Raw genomic sequence first — 15634 nt, 5'->3', positions numbered from 1 at the left:
CGTCGGCAGCTGAGCCTCAAACCGTCGGATCGCAGGTCGCCTGAAACTCACCGATCCACAGGTCTTGACGATATCTCACTCACGGATGTCGAAGAGGTAATTGTGTTTTACCTGCCATGGCCCTCGAGATCCCGCCTTCGGTAGCTGGTCCATCGCGCGCTGGAAGTAGCCTGGTGCGAAATCGGCGAAGGGTTCTTCTTCGACATCTTCCCTGGATGAGCGGCTACGACGGTGTCGTAGCCGCGCGCGTCCATGCAATTGAGCAGGCGACAAACGTATTCCGATACCAGGTCGGCCCTCAAGGTCCACGATGCATTGATATAGCCCATGGTGAACGCCATGGTGGGCACATCGGACAGCAACATCGACTTATAGGTCATCGACTTGCTGACGTCGACATCCTGGCCGTTACGACCAAGCTTGGCGCCCCCAAAAGCCACAAGTTCAATCCTGTTGCGGTAGAAGATGATATCGGCCGCCAACTCGTGACCCGTTCTGGTGAAGCGGTCGATGTTGGCGAACGTTGCAGCATCGTTATGTGCCCGGCGCCGCTGTCGATAACGACGACGTTCTTTACCGGCATAATCAAGGTCTCTGGGCCGGTGCTGAGGTTGCAATATGGGCCCACCGAAGTTCTCCTCGCCGGGAAAGTTTGGTCGGTAACCCGCGTCGTAGTTGTAATAGCCGCTACACATGAAGACGAACCGCGCCTCGAGCTCTAATTCCTCAGCCGTTCCGAACCGCCTTGATGGTCCAGCGCCGGCTGGCGTCCGACCAAGCGGCAGACAAGACCTGGGTACCGAAGTGAATGTGCTCATGGATGCCGTTCTCGGTCGCGACCTCACGCAGATAGTTCTTGATTGTCGGCGCGTCGACAGTGAACCTGGCCGAGTGCCAGGGCTTGAAGGAATCCGAACGTGCACATATCTGAGTCCGACCTGATGCCCGGATACTTGACCAGATCCCACGTGCCACCCGGATCACTTCTGCGCTCTAGAACTACGTACCTATTACCGGGGCAGCGATCCTGCGGGTGCCAGGCAGCGCTGATACCGGAAATCCCCGCTCCCACGACCACCACATCGAACAACTCTGACATGTTAATCGAGGTTAGCAACCCGATGACCTTGTCGCCAAACCGCTCGATCGACTCCGCATCTACTCCGTCGGACCGCCTTGATGCGGCGCAGAAGGTCCGCGCCGCAACGCATCTGCGTGCCACAACGTGTTCTGACCACTTCACTTCCTAGTGAAAGAGGACCGGCATCGTCCTAGCCTTCCCCAAGGACCGTTATTGCCAAACGCAAGCTCGGCTGTCACTGGGGGACTGCACCCCACCGAGATAGTCCCAGAGGGAAATGAGTAGTTTCATGCGAACCCGAAGGTCGGCATCGATCGATGCGGCAGCGCACTTTGTGTGCGAGATCGCCGTGTCGCTACCGTGGTCCGGGTCGCGCGTGCAGCTGGGAGGCCGGAGGCATATTGGGCGGGGCGCAATGCTTGATGAGATCATCGACGTTCTGTCCGACCCGCTCAGGCGCGGTACCTACCGACGGTGGGTAGAGCATGATGTGGTCTAGCACGCCCTCGTAGCGGCGTAGCCCGTTGCGAACCTCGTCAGCGGTGCCGGCGACACCCATGACGTCGATCATGTCATCGGTGACGGCGTTGAACATGGCCTGAAAGTCGCTGCGGGTGAAGGCTTCTCGGATGACGGCACCCTGCTTGGCGAATCCGCAGAAGTCGAGCAGCGGTTCGTAGGTCCTGACCGAGGCGTAGAATGCGATCTGCTGCGCTACCTCGCGACGAGCGATCTCGGGGTCGTCGTGGATGGAGCACATCACCATCGACACGATCTCGACGCCGTTAGGGTCGCGCCCGGTGCGTTGTGCGCCCTTGGCCACCGCAGGCCGCACGACTTCCTCCACATACGCGGTGGTGAAGAGTGGATGCCCGGCCAAGCCGTCAGCGACCCGTCCGGCGGCTTCACACATTCGCGGCCGCACGGCGGCGGTGACGATGGGGATATTGCGCGCAGGGGGTTCTACCGGCCCGGTGGGGACGAGATTCATATTGTAGAAACGGCCCTCATGGCGGACGGGTCCTTCGTGCAGGTTCCAGATGCGCCGGATAAGGGGTACGAGTTCCTCGACGCGCAGGGCGGGGGCGCTGGTATCGGTGACAGAGTGCCAATCGCTCATCATCCGTTTGGTGCCGTTGCCGATCCCGAGCACGACCCGACCACCGGACAGTTCGTCGAGGTCGCGTGTTTCGGTCGCCAAGACCAGCGGACTACGTCCGATGCCGTAGAGGATTGACGACCCGATGCGACACCTGTTCGTCGAGGTTGCCATCGCCGCCATCGAGATGGATCCCGACCGGGTGTAGAACTCGGATGCCCAGACGGCGTCGAACCCGGCCTGGTCGGCAGCCGCGGCGGTGGCCTTCATCGCGGCAAGTTCAGGGGCGACGACTGAAAGTCCATAAGTACTCATAAGTGACGGCTCCATCGTGTGGTAGGTGACAGACGGTGTCAGCGGCTAGTTGACCCGAAGGCGAAAGCCCATCGCCGCCGACAGCAAGCAGGTGTGTCAGCGTTGCCTCAGGACCGCGGTCTCAGTCCTCGACGGCGAGAGCGCCTGTGGGGCAGCACGATACTGCTTCTTCGATGAGTGATCTGTGGCATTCCGGTGGCTCGGGGTTCACGATATTGAGTTGGCCATCGTGCCTGACCTCGAAGAAGTCAGGAGCCAGGCCTTCACACATTCCGATTGACGAGCATCGGTTGCGGTCGACTCTGATCTTCATACCACGCCGCCTTACGCGTTCGGGGTGAAGCGGACGGGAAGGTGATTCACGCCGTGGAAGAACGTGCTGACGGTGTAGCTGGGTGGCCCGCAGACTTCAATATCAGGCAGGCGGTGCAGCAGTTCTCTGAAGAGCGCAGCGAGTTGCTGCCTGGCCAGCTGGTTGCCGAGGCAGTGATGGATTCCCCCGCCTCCGAAGCTCACGTGCGGGTTAGGGTCGCGCGACAGATCGAACTTCTCCGGGTTAGTGAACACGGTGGTGTCCCAGTTGGCCGAGCTGTAAAAAAGTATGATCTTGTCACCCTCGGTGATCTGCTGCCCGCCCAGTTCGCAGTCGCGAGCCGCCGTCCGGCGAAATGTCATGATTGGTGTGGCCCACCGGACGAATTCTTCCACGGCCCCTTTGATCCGTCCGTCGAAATCCTCCATGAGCCAAGCTCTTTGGTCTGGGAAGTCCGTCAATGCTTTCATCGCGTGACTGGTGCTTTGGCGCGTGGTGTCGTTCCCGGCGATCGTGAGAAGTATGAAAAACGAGACGATCTCGTCGTCGGTGAGTTGTTCGCCGTCCACTTCAGCTTGAACGAGGTTCGTCATAAGGTCATCTTCGGGCTGCCGGCGACGTGCGGCGATGATTTCGCGGGCGCCATCGCCCAAGAATCCCATCGCTTGGAACAGGCGAGGTATGACCGGGTCTTCGCCCATCACCTCCGGGTCGCTCCACCCACCGGCATACCGTGACTCCCACGCGATGTCGCGGCGCATCGAGTCCGGCACGCCCATCATGTCGAAGATGTTGTGCATCGGCAGCAACGCGGCGCACTGGTCGACGAAGTCAGCCTCGCCTTGCGGGGCAAGGCCATCGACGACCCGTTTCGCGTTGGCCTCGATCTGGTGACTGGTCAGCCGCATTTGCTTCGGTGTGAATGCGGATGCCAGCAATCGTCGAATCTTGGTATGCCGCGGCGGGTCCATAGCGATGAAGCCTTGCGCGGTGTCGAGCAGTTCCTGCGGGATCGACTCCATCACAATGCCTTGACCAGACAGGAAATCGTCGTGTCGCCGGGTCGCCTCGACAAGTAGCGGGTGGGTGACCACGGCCCAGAAGCCTTGGTCGTCCTCGTCGTCGATCATGGTGTGCTCGACGCGCGGGTGCCAGCTGATGGGGGCGCGTCGGCGCAGCTCCGCGTAGGTCTTCTCACGGTCAGCGGCGGTGCCAGCCCAAAAGGCAGTCGAGGACAGGTCGGCAGAATCATACGAACGTGCTGAACGACGCTCCACCGACGACTTCGGAGCGGAAGCGCTGACAGTCATGAGGGTCCTCCCGAGCTAGTGTCTCCACGCCAGTGTTTACACTTTTCTCTATAAAGTCAACATCCAGACAAAAATCTGCGTTGTGTAAACGGCCTCGCGGGATCTGCGCCCAAATAGCGAAGGGCGATCCGCGAGATCCGCTCACCGGTCAGACTTGCATCGGCAGAAGGAAGCACGACATGGCTCACAGTGAGCCTCACCAGCGCATCGGCGACTTCATGCACGTCATCGGCATCCAGACCTGGAAAGTGCTCGTTGAACCAAGTCACGAGGGCTGCCGAGGATAGCTCCAGCAGCGATGCCGAGGTCGGCAGGAGCGGCAACATACCGGTTGTCTCGGAAACCGTTTTGTCTGTAGGCCGATTTGACGTCAACACCGCCTTCAAGAGCGGGCTCGCTTCCGCTTCCTCGAGGGTGTACGACACCGCGGCGGTGATACCCCCGCGGACATCTCCGGCGTGTTGTGCCGAAACTGCGTGAATGCCGTTCAAGAATCGTTCGCCTTCGGACACAACCAGCGCGTCACCCAGTCCCTGCTTATCGGTGAATTCCTTGTAGAGCGTCGGGCGGGACACGCCGACAAGCTTGGCGACTTCACTCATGCGAACCCGATGCCAGCCCTTCTCGATAGTGAGGTCACGCGCAGCCCTGAGAACTTGCTCACGCATGTGCTGGCGAAACGAGAGGCGAACGGACTCTGTGGACATGGTGAGCAGGATATGCGTCTTGCACAAGTGTTCCGTCCGGGCGGTGGAGGACCACACCTGCTTGCTGTCGAAGATGACCAATCGCCGGTCCCTGCATGATTTCGTTGATGCGGTTCTAACGCCGGCTCGGAGCGTTCGATGGCTTAGTCGGCAAACGCCGGCGTGATAACGGTGGGCGTAAGCGTTGCCAGGACAGTGGCCACGCTTGGTCGTCACCACCAAAGACCACGCGAAGTCGTTCCCCATTCCATGGGCGTCGTAGCGTCCTCGCTCCGAATTCTGCCGCCGCCTGATCCGAGACGCTTGCGCTCGCGTTAGGGCCCCAAACCATCTTCACCGATGACGTGCATGGCACCAAGCGCGACAGGATCCGCGCGAAAAGACCTTGATTGGCTTTCGATGCGCGTCTCATCGGAGTTCGAAATCTGCGATCTCAGGTGCACGCAATAGTTCTCGGTGCCGCTCGGGTGTCCACGGAAACAATTCGGGAAGCCCATCTTTGCCTAGGTACCAACTGTTGCAACCGGTAACCCAAATTGTTTGTGGCATCGCTGCTTTCATGCTGTCGTTGTAGCCCTTGGTGGCCAACTTGGTGGGCGCGGCGGCGACGATGCGGCCCTCACGGATCCGGTTAATCCACCACAGCACATAATCAGCCTGGTCCTCGGCGACCGGTATCAGTGACTGGTTGCCGATCGGCGAATGCGGACCCATCAGCATGAACAAGTTTGGGAATCCGGGCACCGCGACCGACCGATACGCCGTGGGGCCATCGGCCCATGCCTCGTCGAGGGTGAGCCCACGCTCCCCGACCACTGTCAGCGGGCGCACGTAGGCCCGGGCGTCAAACCCGGTGGCATAGACCAGCAGGTCGAGTTCGTGCAAGGTACCGTCGGCCGTGATGACGCCGCGAGGCTCGATGTGGTCGATCGTCTCGTTGATCACCTCCACACCCGGTTGTTGGACCGAACGGTAGAAATGTCCCGCCATAATCTGGCGCTTGCACATCGGCTGATCTTTCGGGGTGAGTTTCGCGCGCAACTGCGGGTCGCGCACCGAGAGTCGCAGGTTCCATCGACATAGCGTCTGAACCAAGCGGCGCTGAAATCCCGGACGGATCGGCGCGCGGCCGAAGATGCGCCTGACCACCAATCCCCAGAACCAATAGCCCAGGCCGTTCAACCTCGGCCACCGCGTCAACGCGGCCTGGATCAGCGGTGAGTAGTGCGGATTGGGCATCGGAAAGACCCACTGCGCAGTGCGTTGGAAGACGGTGAGCCGACTGACCTTGCCCCCGAGTTCGGCAATGATCTGTATGCCTGTCGAGCCCGTCCCGATCAGTCCGACCCGCTTGTCCCGCAAGGTGACGGAGTGATCCCATTCCGCGGAGTGGAACACCGGCCCGGCAAAACTCTCCTGGCCGGGAATGTCCGGATAGCGCGGCACCCGGAGCACGCCGGTCGCGGTGACAAGGACGTCGAATGTCTCTTCGCTGTCGTCGGTCGTGATCCGCCACCGCTCGTCGTCGTATCGGGCGGATATGACCTCGGCGCCGAACTTGATGTGCGGGCGGATGGCCCGTTCGTCGGCCACCTGCTGGAAATAGGCCTGGATCTCCGGCCCCGGCGGCAGCAGGTGCGACCAGTTCGGGTTGGGCCGAAACGAGTAGGAGTAATACCGCGATGGGATATCGCAGGTTAGCCCCGGGTAGGTGTTGTCTCGCCATGTGCCGCCGACATCCTCGGCCTGTTCGAAAATGGTGTACGAGTCAATGCCGGCGTCCTGCAGCTTGATCGCCATGCACAGTCCCGACATGCCCGCACCGATGATTGCGACTTTGACTGACCGTTGTTCCGTCATGTTCATCACTCATTCTTGAAGTGCTACTTGTACTCGGCACTGCCGATCACGCCGATACCGGCGCCGCTACGCACTAAGGCATTGATGCGCGCTTCCGCTCGTTGTCGGCACACGACCAGCCGTCCTACCCGCGCACGCCGGTGCGGCGACCCTTGTTCCGTGCACCAAGCGTTCCCTCCTGCTGCCCCAGTTGCGGACCGCTACACGTGTGGAGCCACCAACAGTGTTAACCGTCGTTAGCGTACCCCTCGAAAATGGCTCCGGTGGGTCAAAAGCCGCGCTGCGTGGACGTTCGGCACCCAGATGCCAAGCTGAATGCAGCGGCCGGCCCAAGGCGGAAATTGTTACGTCAGAGCCGCTCCGGCGGCGAAGAGCGATTCCGTGAGCCGCTTTTCGGCGTCAGGCACACGCTCGGCTGCGGCCGCAGTGGCGGCGGCGCGAGCCCGCAGTGGGGTGCCTGGGTTGTAAGCCATCCGGGCTACTTCGGTCCAGGCGGTCGACACCTCCCGAGCAGCCCTCGACGCCTCCAGGGCGGCTTCGGAATGCAGCAAGTTGGCGATGCTTCGACAGCCGTCGGCCTGCAGGGCCCTGAACAACCCCCCTCCCGTCCCCGCCTTCTCAATGAACGCCCACAGCGCAAACAGGGCGCTTTCGAGGTTGTGATCGTCCAGGGCGTCAGGCCACGCCGCCACGTCGACGGCGAAATGCTCGACACCATCGAGTCCATCCTTCTGTGCCTCAGGGTCGCGAGTGACTGTAAGACCCCGGCTGTCGGTGATTGCCGCCATCGCCTGCGCGCTTCGGATAAGGGCGGGACCGGCGATCGCCGCCAAGTCCGGCGCCGTAGTCGGCCAGTCGACGATGTAGGCGGTGTGACGGGTCGGCACGGGAAAGCCGGTCGAAGACCGTGCCCGACGGAGATCCTCGTAGGGGACCAGTTGGACCGAATCTCGGTCGTTGTCAACGACCAAGGCCACGCCTCGGTCGTCGTCGTAGCCGGTGATGACAATGTCGTGGCGGCTCATGCTCAACCGTGCGCGCAGATAGGGCAGATGAGCAATGTCGGCCCAAACCATCACGGGGGTGCGGCGGTCGAGTTGATCGGTCACCCACTTCCACCCGAGGTCGCCGTCATCGGTGGCGCGAATCTCGAACTGTGCACCGACATTAGTGAGGTATTGCTCTTCGAGATCGGGGCCCCTGCCAACGAGGTACACCGGCGGAAATAACTCGTCGGAACGGGCATAGGAAAAATCCAGCGTGCCGCTCAGCGCGAAAACCAGTCCTTCGCGGGGGGCGTGCACACCCCAACGGAGTCCGGCCCACTCGGTCAGATCGCGGAGGGCACCGGACCCGCAGTGGCCGCCGAGCTCGTGTCTGTAAGGCACCTCTACGCGCGCCATGACGATCCCGTCCTGACGGCCTGCCCAGGGCGTCTAGGGAAATCCTTTGGAGGCAGCCGCGTCGATGGCCGCGGGGCGCGCTGCAAGGGCACCTATCGACCCCGGCTAGTGCTTGTGCACTCTTGCCGGAACTGTTTTCGCAGTTCGCGTTTGAGCACCTTGCCAGCACCTGAGAGAGGGAGCGCATCAACGAACGAGGCTGTACGGGGCGCCTTGTATCCCGCGATCTGAGTCTTACAGAAGTCTCTGAGCTCTTCGGCTGTCACCGAGGAGTTTTCGGTCAAGACGACGACCGCATGAACGCGCTCGCCCCAATTTTCATCGGCAACTCCGATGACCGCGCACGCCGCCACCTCCGGGTGCCTGGACAGAACATTCTCGACTTCCGTCGAGTAGACATTCTCGCCACCCGAGATAATCATGTCTTTGATGCGGTCGACGACGAACACATAACCCCGCTCGTCCATGTAACCGGCGTCACCGGTGTGCATCCACCCATTGCGCAGCGCGGCCGCTGTCTCGTCTGGTTTATTCCAGTAGCCCAACATCACGTTGCCGCCACGCACGACGATTTCGCCGGTATTGCCCGGCGGCACTTCCTTATCGTCAGCATCGACGATTTTGACCTCGGCGCAGGGCGCGGCGCGGCCGGCTGAACGCAATAGGTCCGGATGCTCGTGGTCCTCAGGACGCAGGACTGTGGCTAGGGGGGACAGTTCTGTCATGCCATAACCCTGCATGAATCGCGCCGACCGCACGGTCTTCATCGCGCGCGACAGGACCGCCTCGGAAATCGGCGATGCCCCGTACATCACGTTTCTGAGGCTGGAGAGGTCGTAATCCCTGACGGCGGGATGGTCGACGACCATCTGCAGCATGGTCGGCACTAAAAGGACGTCGGTGACCTGGTGGCGTTCGATGGTCTGGAGAATGGCACTGGGCTCGAAAGTCGAGAGCATCACATGTGTGCCACCCAGGGTGGTTTGCCCCGCCCAGGCGGCCAAGTCCGCGAGATGGAACAACGGCGCAACATGAAGCAGTCGAGCCTCCGAACTCAGAAAGCTTCCCACGCTGAGCATTCCCAGCACGGAGGTCATCAGGTTCGCGTGGCTAAGCATGACGCCCTTGGGTAGACCCGTGGTGCCACCGGTGTAGAACACACCGGCCAGTTGATCGCCGCTGCGCCGCACGTCATCACCGACTTCGCCGCCGGCTATGAGTTCCTCATAGCAGAACATTCCCTCCGGGGTCGGGGCGTTTCCGCAATGAACGACTGCGCGCAGGTCAGGATATGACGCGCGAAGTGCGGGGACTGCTGGACTGAAGGCGTCATCGACAAATAAGACATCGGTTTGGGAGTCGCGCAGGGCGTAGGCAATCTCCGGAGGGCTCCAGCGGATATTGATCGGGTTTAATACCGCGTCCGCCCACGGCACCGCCAGCAGGTACTCATGGTAACGGTCGGAGTTGAGCGCCAGCATGCCGACGCGATCCCCGCGGTTAACGCCAATCGTCCGTAATGCGCTCGCCAACTTCGCGATTCGTTGTGCGGACTGCGCATAGGTCCGTGTTCGATCCGCGTCGATGGTGGCGAGGCGGTCCGGGTGTTGTTGCAGTGCTCTGTGCAAGCCCTGCGTGAGGTACATCACGTCTCCTCCTGAACTCTCAACCGGTGCGGGCCCGGCAATGACACATCCAGTGGCCCCGAGCGCCCTCACGTTATCAGTGGTTAACATTACTGGGGCGCCGATGGATAGCACAATCGTCCTTTGAACTCGACAACTGAGAGCCCACCCAGTCACCCGCCTGCATCGAATCGTCGTCACGTCCCACAATCGTGAATGCTTAGTCACATATGCTGCGACTTGTGGCGGGAACGGTGTTACCAGTCCCCACTTCCAAGTCGACTACTCCAATTAGGTGGCGTTGGAGGCGATAAAATCGAAGACCCCGTCGCAGCCCAGACCTGCACGCCCCGCAGAAGGTGTCGCTGGGACGTCCAAGTGGTCGCCGATGGGACGCCGGCATTGTCGATGGAGACAGTGCCCAGAACACGCGGAAGGACTACCTTGGATGATCCGGTGATTTATGACGTCGTCGATGGGGTGGCCTGGCTGACTATCAACCGGCCCCACTCTCGCAATGCGCTCAGTGTCGCCGTGCGCCAAGGATTATGGGATGGCGCACGTCGGTTCAATGAGGACGCTGACGCGCGCGTACTCGTTTTGACCGGCGCGGGTGAAAAGGCATTCTGCGCCGGCGGCGACCTTAAAGAGATGGCGCACCAGGCGCTGGCGGTTCCGCCACTGGACTTCGCCCCGCAGTTCGGCCGCAACATCGACATCGCTAAACCGACCATCGCGGCGGTCAACGGTGTTGCATTCGCCGGCGGGTTCCTGCTCGCACAGCAGTGTGACCTGATCGTCGCCGCCGAGCATGCCCTGTTCGCGATCACCGAAGTCAAAGTCGGCCGTGGAGCTCCCTGGGCCGCTCCTCTTTCGTGGCTCGTTCCACCGAGAATCGCTCTGCAGATGATGCTCACCGGCGAACCGATCAGCGCGGCCCGGGCGTTCGAAGTGGGTCTTGTTAACGAGGTGGTGCCCGCCGCTCGGCTTAGGGATCGAGCCCAGAAGCTGGGCGCTCTAATCGCTGGAAATGCTCCGCTGTCGGTGCTGGCCGCTAAACAGACTGCGTATCTATCGGCGCGACATCGCCTTGAGGAGGCATACACGCTGGCTGAGAAGATCTGGGAACCCGTGTACCACTCCGCGGACGCGCAGGAGGGCCCACGCGCATTCCGGGAGAAACGGGCACCTGTATGGCGGGGACGCTGAACACGCCGGATGTCTGCGAATGCTCGTGCCAAGGACCGCGCGGCGAGACCGCCGGCTGACTGGCGCGGCGTGCGGGCCCGCCAAGCAAGCCGATTGGCGGCGTGCTTAATCGTGGCCAGGGAGCCATCGACACGAAGCAAATCATTGACAGCCTCTGCTCAGCGAAATCACCCTCCCGAGGACACGCCGAGGCGAGGACACTCCGAGGTTGCGCCTACCGTCGACCTCGGCGCTGCGGCAACGCGTGGCTTGCCCGATCCTCACTGTGCGACTCGCACGGTGGAACGCCGAGAACAGCGTGCCCCATCCGCGCGAGCAGCACCGAGACGCGCTCGGGAGGCATCCCCGTATCGCGATATTGCAACGTCGATTGGATGGCACCGATCGCGCCGTGAACAACGGCGCGCAATTCCGTCTCGTCCAACTCCGGCCTTAACTCGCCCAAAACGTGCACCCACTCTTCAACGTAGAGGCGCTGTTTGCGGCGCAGGCGACTACGTCGATGGTCAGGCAGATTATGGACTTCTCGGTAGTAAACAATGGCGAGTTCGCGCTTCTCCATCACCAGGGCAACGTGGTCGGCTACTAAGGCAGTCAGCGCCTCGCGATCATCTCGGCTTTGTTCAACGATCGCCGACGCCCGTCGCAGCAGCGTGTCAATCACTTGTTCGAACAGTGCCGCCAGCAAGCCCGCCTTGCTGTCAAAGTGCCGGTAGATCGCTGGACCGACGACCCCTGCCGAGATGCCGATATCGGCCATAGAAACAGCGTGATAGCCACGGTCCGCGATGAGTTCGGCGGCGGCCGCCAGAATCCGCTCGCGACGCTCGCCTCCTCGCGTGCGGCCGACGGTGACTGTGTCGGTCACGGTCGACCATCCTTTCGCAGTCGAAGCAGCAATACCTCTTCCGTTCGAAACGCCCACACGTTCCGGGTGATCTACGAACGTTAACACTTCTTCACGATGCCCACTCCCCACGCGCAACTGCCGCGCCATCCAACGTCCATACTGGGAGAGGCCCCGGGGTACCTCCAAGCGCGGCGCGGCTGCAACCACCAAGACAATCAACCCGGATAGATTGCAGTGATCGGCGGACGAGACCTCCTTCATTCGCATGAGTCGTAGATCTGGTGCACCGGAGCGCGACATCTACGCGATGGGTGTTGCAAATCCTTGGGCCTCGCACGTAACGTTAGCCACCAGTAACTGAGGCTGTTGAGCTTCGACGGTTTCTGGACTAATCGGGGCACGCGAAGCACTCCTTGAGGTGGCCACTTGCACGCGACGCCCGAGCCTTGCATTGACTTAAGTCGCGGTCGCGAGTGGGTAGGAAGGGATCGGTTTGAGAGATTCAGTGCCGATCCTCGCGCGAGGAGCCTGGCTGACCGATGCCGCCTATGCGCTTGATCGTGTTGGTGGGCGGCGCAGTCATGCTCCAGGACAATGCTTTCGGCGCGTGCGCTGGGAGGCGAAGACAAAGTTTCGCTCCGATTGTTTCGGAATTCAGCACACGGGCCGCTCGCCCCGTTGGGCGAATGCTTTCCGAATCGTCCGACTGCACAATCGAATTGAGACACCTTGCACCTGCGTGCAACCGCTGTTCGGTTGCCGACGCAATTCGATCCGGGAGCCATCATGACGGATATCGAAGCAACCACCAAACACATAGCCGGGACGGAAGGCTGCGCTGTGCCCAACGATCCGTGGACCACGCCGGAGCGGCTAGCACTGAGCCAGTTGGCGCGATCTTTCGTCGCTCGCGAGATAACACCGAAAGTGACGGATTGGGAGGAGGCAGGTGAAATCCCGCGCGAGCTGCACCGTAAGGCTGCCGATGTGGGACTTCTCGGGGTTGGATTCCCCGAGAACGTGGGAGGCAGCGGCGGCGACGCGATCGATTCGGCGTTGGTAACCGAGGCAATTCTGGCGTGCGGTGGGTCTACCGGCGTGTGCGCCGCGTTGTTCACCCACGGCATCGCGCTTCCGCACATCGCCGCGAATGGATCGGATGCCCTGATCGACCACTACGTTCGCCCCACCCTGGCCGGAGATATGATCGGCTCGCTGGCAGTCACCGAGCCCGGAGCGGGCTCAGATGTGGCGAACCTACGCACACGAGCAGTCCGCGATGGTGACACGTACGTGGTCAACGGTGCTAAGACCTTCATCACGAGCGGTGTCCGCGCCGACTTCGTGACTACCGCGGTGCGTACCGGGGGACCCGGGTACGGCGGAGTTTCGTTGCTGGTTATCGACAAGGGCACACCGGGGTTCAAGGTTGACCGCCGGCTGGACAAGATGGGATGGCGTTGCAGCGATACCGCAGAACTCTCGTTCTTTGACGTTCGCGTTCCCGCTGCGAACCTGGTGGGGGCAGAGAACGGCGGATTCTTGCAGATCATGCAGCAGTTTCAGTCGGAACGACTCGGCATTGCCGTGCAGGCATACGCGACGGCGGAGCGCGCGCTCAAATTAGCCAAGGGTTGGGCGCGCGAACGCCAGACTTTCGGGAAACCTCTGACGGCTCGTCAAGTGATCCGCCATAAGCTCGCGGAAATGGCCAGGCAGGTCGACGTCGCGCGCGCCTACACCCGCGCCGTGATGCAACGGTGGCTGGCCGGGGAGGATGTAGTCACTGAGGTGTCGATGGCCAAGAACACCGCCGTATACGCGTGCGATTATGTGGTGAATGAGGCGGTTCAAATCTTTGGTGGGATGGGTTATATGCGCGAGTCCGAAGTCGAACGGCATTACCGAGATTGCCGCATTCTCGGAATAGGCGGTGGCACCAACGAGATCATGAACGAGATCATCGCCAAGCGCATCGGCTTATAGCTGTTCGGCACTGAATCGGCCCACGACGACGTGTCTGGGCGACCGGCTCCGAAGGAGTTCACATGGACAGGGGTATTGGCAGTTGGGCGACGAAACGGGCCTTCCTGTCCGGCGACCGCACCGCCCTCGTTGACGATAACCGACGGATCACCTTCACTCAGCTCGATGAACGGACCAACCGGCTTGCGCGTGCCCTGCGAGCGCTCGGTGTCCGCAAGGGCGACAGGGTTGGCGGTCTCTTGATCAACAGTCCCGCGTTCATAGAAACGATGCTGGCGGCCGCGAAACTAGGCGCGATCTTCGTGCCCATGAACGTGCGGTTGGCGCCAGCAGAGGTGGCTTACCAGCTGGCCGACTCAGGCGCAGACGTGCTCGTGTATTCCAACCCGCTGGCCCCGGTCGCCCGCGCCGCGGTGTCAGAGGATGGGGTGCGGGTCCGCCACCAAATGGCCGTCGGCGGTGAATGCCTTGCCGGTGAGCTTTCCTACGACGACGTTGTGAACAGTGAAGCGCCCACAGCTGTGGGCTCCGACGTGGCGGGCCATGACATTGCAAATCTGATGTATACGTCCGGGACTACGGGGCGTCCCAAAGGTGTGATGCTCACCCACGACAACCATCTGTGGAACGTCATGAACGCGCTGACAATCGGGCGCGGGCTGCGTGAGACGGACGTGACCGTCGCCGTGGCTCCGATGTTCCACATCGGGGGACTCGGAGTGCACACGCTGCCGCTGCTGCATGTCGGCGGTTGCAGCGTGCTGCTGCCGTCCTTCGATCCGCGACAGACGCTGGCGATGATGGCCCAAGAGCATGCGACAGTGCAATTCATGGTTCCGGCGATGTGGGCCGCGCTGATGAACGTCGATGGATTCGAGGACCACGATTTGTCGGCTCTCGAACTGGCGGCTGCGGGTGGCGCACCGTGTCCGTTGACCGTCATCGAATTCTTCCAAGGACGCAGTCTGCCGTTCCAGGAGGGTTTCGGGATGACCGAAACCGCGCCTATCGTCTCATTCCTCGACGCTGAACACGTTAAGGAGAAGGCCGGATCGATCGGTCGGACGGCTTTTCACGTCGAAGCTCGTATCGTCGACGACGCCGACAACGACGTCCCCGTCGACGAGGTGGGCGAGTTAGTAGTGCGCGGCCCTAACGTATTCGCGGGCTACTGGGGTCTTCCCGAGGCGACAGTGCAAGCTTTTCGTGGCGGCTGGTTTCATACTGGCGACTTGGGCCGCATTGACCGAGAAGGTTTCATCACTCTGGTCGACCGAAAAAAAGACATGATCATCAGCGGTGGTGAGAACGTTTACCCGATCGAGGTGGAGCAGGTCCTCTACCGTCACCATGCCGTGCGCGAGGTCGCGGTTGTCGGTGTGCCGCATCCGCGTTGGGGCGAAACTCCGGTGGCCGTCGTGGCCCTTCAGCAGGATGCCGCCGTCAATGCAGAGGAGCTTATCGATTACGCTCGAGAACGCCTTGCCCACTTCAAATGCCCGTCACGAGTACATGTCGTTCCCGACTTGCCGCGAAACGCCACCGGCAAGGTGCTCAAGACGGAGCTTCGCCTGCAATTCGGCGGGGAGGGGCTTTCAGTTCTGCGTTGAAACGCCGTTCTCTCGGCCAGACGCACATTTGCTTTTCGCCACACCTCGACCACGTTGCGGTACGCAGAATGCGGTCAGCGGCAGCATGGACGTAAATCTTCGCACGCCTGCCGAATCGCTTTGGGTGAGAGTCGTTCATGGGTGGATACGAGTGGCAGCGCAGCGGGATGGCGGATGATCCGACGGTTCGAGGCTCAGCTGCCGACGGTTCGGGTGTGATGTCGATAGGCCGTTCGAGCGGCTTGCCCTTGTGGAAGACGGCGCTG

Annotated in this window: 11 protein-coding genes and 1 pseudogene; 3 read left to right on the top strand and 9 right to left on the bottom strand. The window is 61.5% G+C overall.

The window, feature by feature from the left end; all coding sequences use genetic code 11:
* Positions 1-81 precede the first annotated feature (81 nt).
* The 8 genes and pseudogenes from FPZ47_RS22050 to FPZ47_RS22015 all read right to left on the bottom strand — a co-directional run.
* A pseudogene (locus FPZ47_RS22050) lies at positions 82-1099 on the bottom strand (flavin-containing monooxygenase); the annotation flags it as partial.
* Positions 1100-1436: 337 nt separating this feature from the next.
* Positions 1437-2495, bottom strand: coding sequence for an LLM class flavin-dependent oxidoreductase (locus tag FPZ47_RS22045; protein ID WP_007172230.1), 1059 nt, complete (start codon positions 2493-2495; stop codon positions 1437-1439).
* A 121-nt stretch (positions 2496-2616) separates the two neighbouring features.
* Entirely contained in the window at positions 2617-2808 is a 192-nt protein-coding gene (locus FPZ47_RS22040; protein ID WP_007172229.1) for a ferredoxin, read from the bottom strand.
* Between the two features lie 11 nt (positions 2809-2819).
* Complete coding sequence (locus FPZ47_RS22035) at positions 2820-4118, bottom strand: cytochrome P450 (protein WP_007172228.1); 1299 nt, start codon at positions 4116-4118, stop codon at positions 2820-2822.
* Positions 4119-4174: 56 nt separating this feature from the next.
* The gene (locus FPZ47_RS22030) at positions 4175-4786 is read right to left on the bottom strand and encodes a TetR/AcrR family transcriptional regulator (protein ID WP_046184315.1); all 612 of its coding nucleotides are present in this window, start codon (positions 4784-4786) and stop codon (positions 4175-4177) included.
* A gap of 447 nt (positions 4787-5233) precedes the next feature.
* The gene (locus tag FPZ47_RS22025; protein ID WP_007172226.1) at positions 5234-6691 is read right to left on the bottom strand and encodes a flavin-containing monooxygenase; all 1458 of its coding nucleotides are present in this window, start codon (positions 6689-6691) and stop codon (positions 5234-5236) included.
* Positions 6692-7029: 338 nt separating this feature from the next.
* Positions 7030-8088, bottom strand: a complete 1059-nt coding sequence (locus tag FPZ47_RS22020; protein ID WP_007172225.1) for a BtrH N-terminal domain-containing protein — start codon at positions 8086-8088, stop codon at positions 7030-7032.
* Positions 8089-8180: 92 nt separating this feature from the next.
* On the bottom strand, positions 8181-9734 hold the full coding sequence (locus FPZ47_RS22015) for an acyl-CoA synthetase (protein ID WP_007172224.1): 1554 nt from the start codon (positions 9732-9734) through the stop codon (positions 8181-8183).
* 423 nt (positions 9735-10157) lie between these two features.
* Between FPZ47_RS22015 and FPZ47_RS22010 the strand changes: the two genes are divergently transcribed.
* Entirely contained in the window at positions 10158-10922 is a 765-nt protein-coding gene (locus FPZ47_RS22010; RefSeq protein ID WP_007172223.1) for an enoyl-CoA hydratase/isomerase family protein, read from the top strand.
* A gap of 214 nt (positions 10923-11136) precedes the next feature.
* Here the strand turns inward: FPZ47_RS22010 and FPZ47_RS22005 are convergent, their stop codons facing one another.
* Complete coding sequence (locus FPZ47_RS22005) at positions 11137-11790, bottom strand: TetR/AcrR family transcriptional regulator (protein ID WP_007172222.1); 654 nt, start codon at positions 11788-11790, stop codon at positions 11137-11139.
* Positions 11791-12558: 768 nt separating this feature from the next.
* Between FPZ47_RS22005 and FPZ47_RS22000 the strand changes: the two genes are divergently transcribed.
* Together FPZ47_RS22000 and FPZ47_RS21995 are read left to right on the top strand one after the other, a co-directional pair.
* Entirely contained in the window at positions 12559-13758 is a 1200-nt protein-coding gene (locus FPZ47_RS22000; RefSeq protein ID WP_007172221.1) for an acyl-CoA dehydrogenase family protein, read from the top strand.
* A gap of 62 nt (positions 13759-13820) precedes the next feature.
* Complete coding sequence (locus FPZ47_RS21995) at positions 13821-15368, top strand: acyl-CoA synthetase (RefSeq protein ID WP_007172220.1); 1548 nt, start codon at positions 13821-13823, stop codon at positions 15366-15368.
* Positions 15369-15634 lie beyond the last annotated feature (266 nt).

The organism is Mycobacterium helveticum, from assembly GCF_007714205.1.
Taxonomy (GTDB): Bacteria; Actinomycetota; Actinomycetes; order Mycobacteriales; family Mycobacteriaceae; genus Mycobacterium; species Mycobacterium helveticum.
This window is presented reverse-complemented; position numbering and strand designations above follow the sequence as displayed.

Excerpts from the sequence above, each read along its gene's own strand:
- FPZ47_RS22020 (WP_007172225.1), bottom strand. The coding sequence starts at position 8,088 with ATGGCGCGCGTAGAGGTGCCTTACAGACACGAGCTCGGCGGCCACTGC.
- FPZ47_RS22000 (WP_007172221.1), top strand. The coding sequence starts at position 12,559 with ATGACGGATATCGAAGCAACCACCAAACACATAGCCGGGACGGAAGGC.
- FPZ47_RS22015 (WP_007172224.1), bottom strand. The coding sequence starts at position 9,734 with ATGTACCTCACGCAGGGCTTGCACAGAGCACTGCAACAACACCCGGAC.
- FPZ47_RS22030 (WP_046184315.1), bottom strand. The coding sequence starts at position 4,786 with ATGCGTGAGCAAGTTCTCAGGGCTGCGCGTGACCTCACTATCGAGAAG.
- FPZ47_RS21995 (WP_007172220.1), top strand. The coding sequence starts at position 13,821 with ATGGACAGGGGTATTGGCAGTTGGGCGACGAAACGGGCCTTCCTGTCC.
- FPZ47_RS22040 (WP_007172229.1), bottom strand. The coding sequence starts at position 2,808 with ATGAAGATCAGAGTCGACCGCAACCGATGCTCGTCAATCGGAATGTGT.
- FPZ47_RS22025 (WP_007172226.1), bottom strand. The coding sequence starts at position 6,691 with ATGAACATGACGGAACAACGGTCAGTCAAAGTCGCAATCATCGGTGCG.
- FPZ47_RS22035 (WP_007172228.1), bottom strand. The coding sequence starts at position 4,118 with ATGACTGTCAGCGCTTCCGCTCCGAAGTCGTCGGTGGAGCGTCGTTCA.
- FPZ47_RS22045 (WP_007172230.1), bottom strand. The coding sequence starts at position 2,495 with ATGAGTACTTATGGACTTTCAGTCGTCGCCCCTGAACTTGCCGCGATG.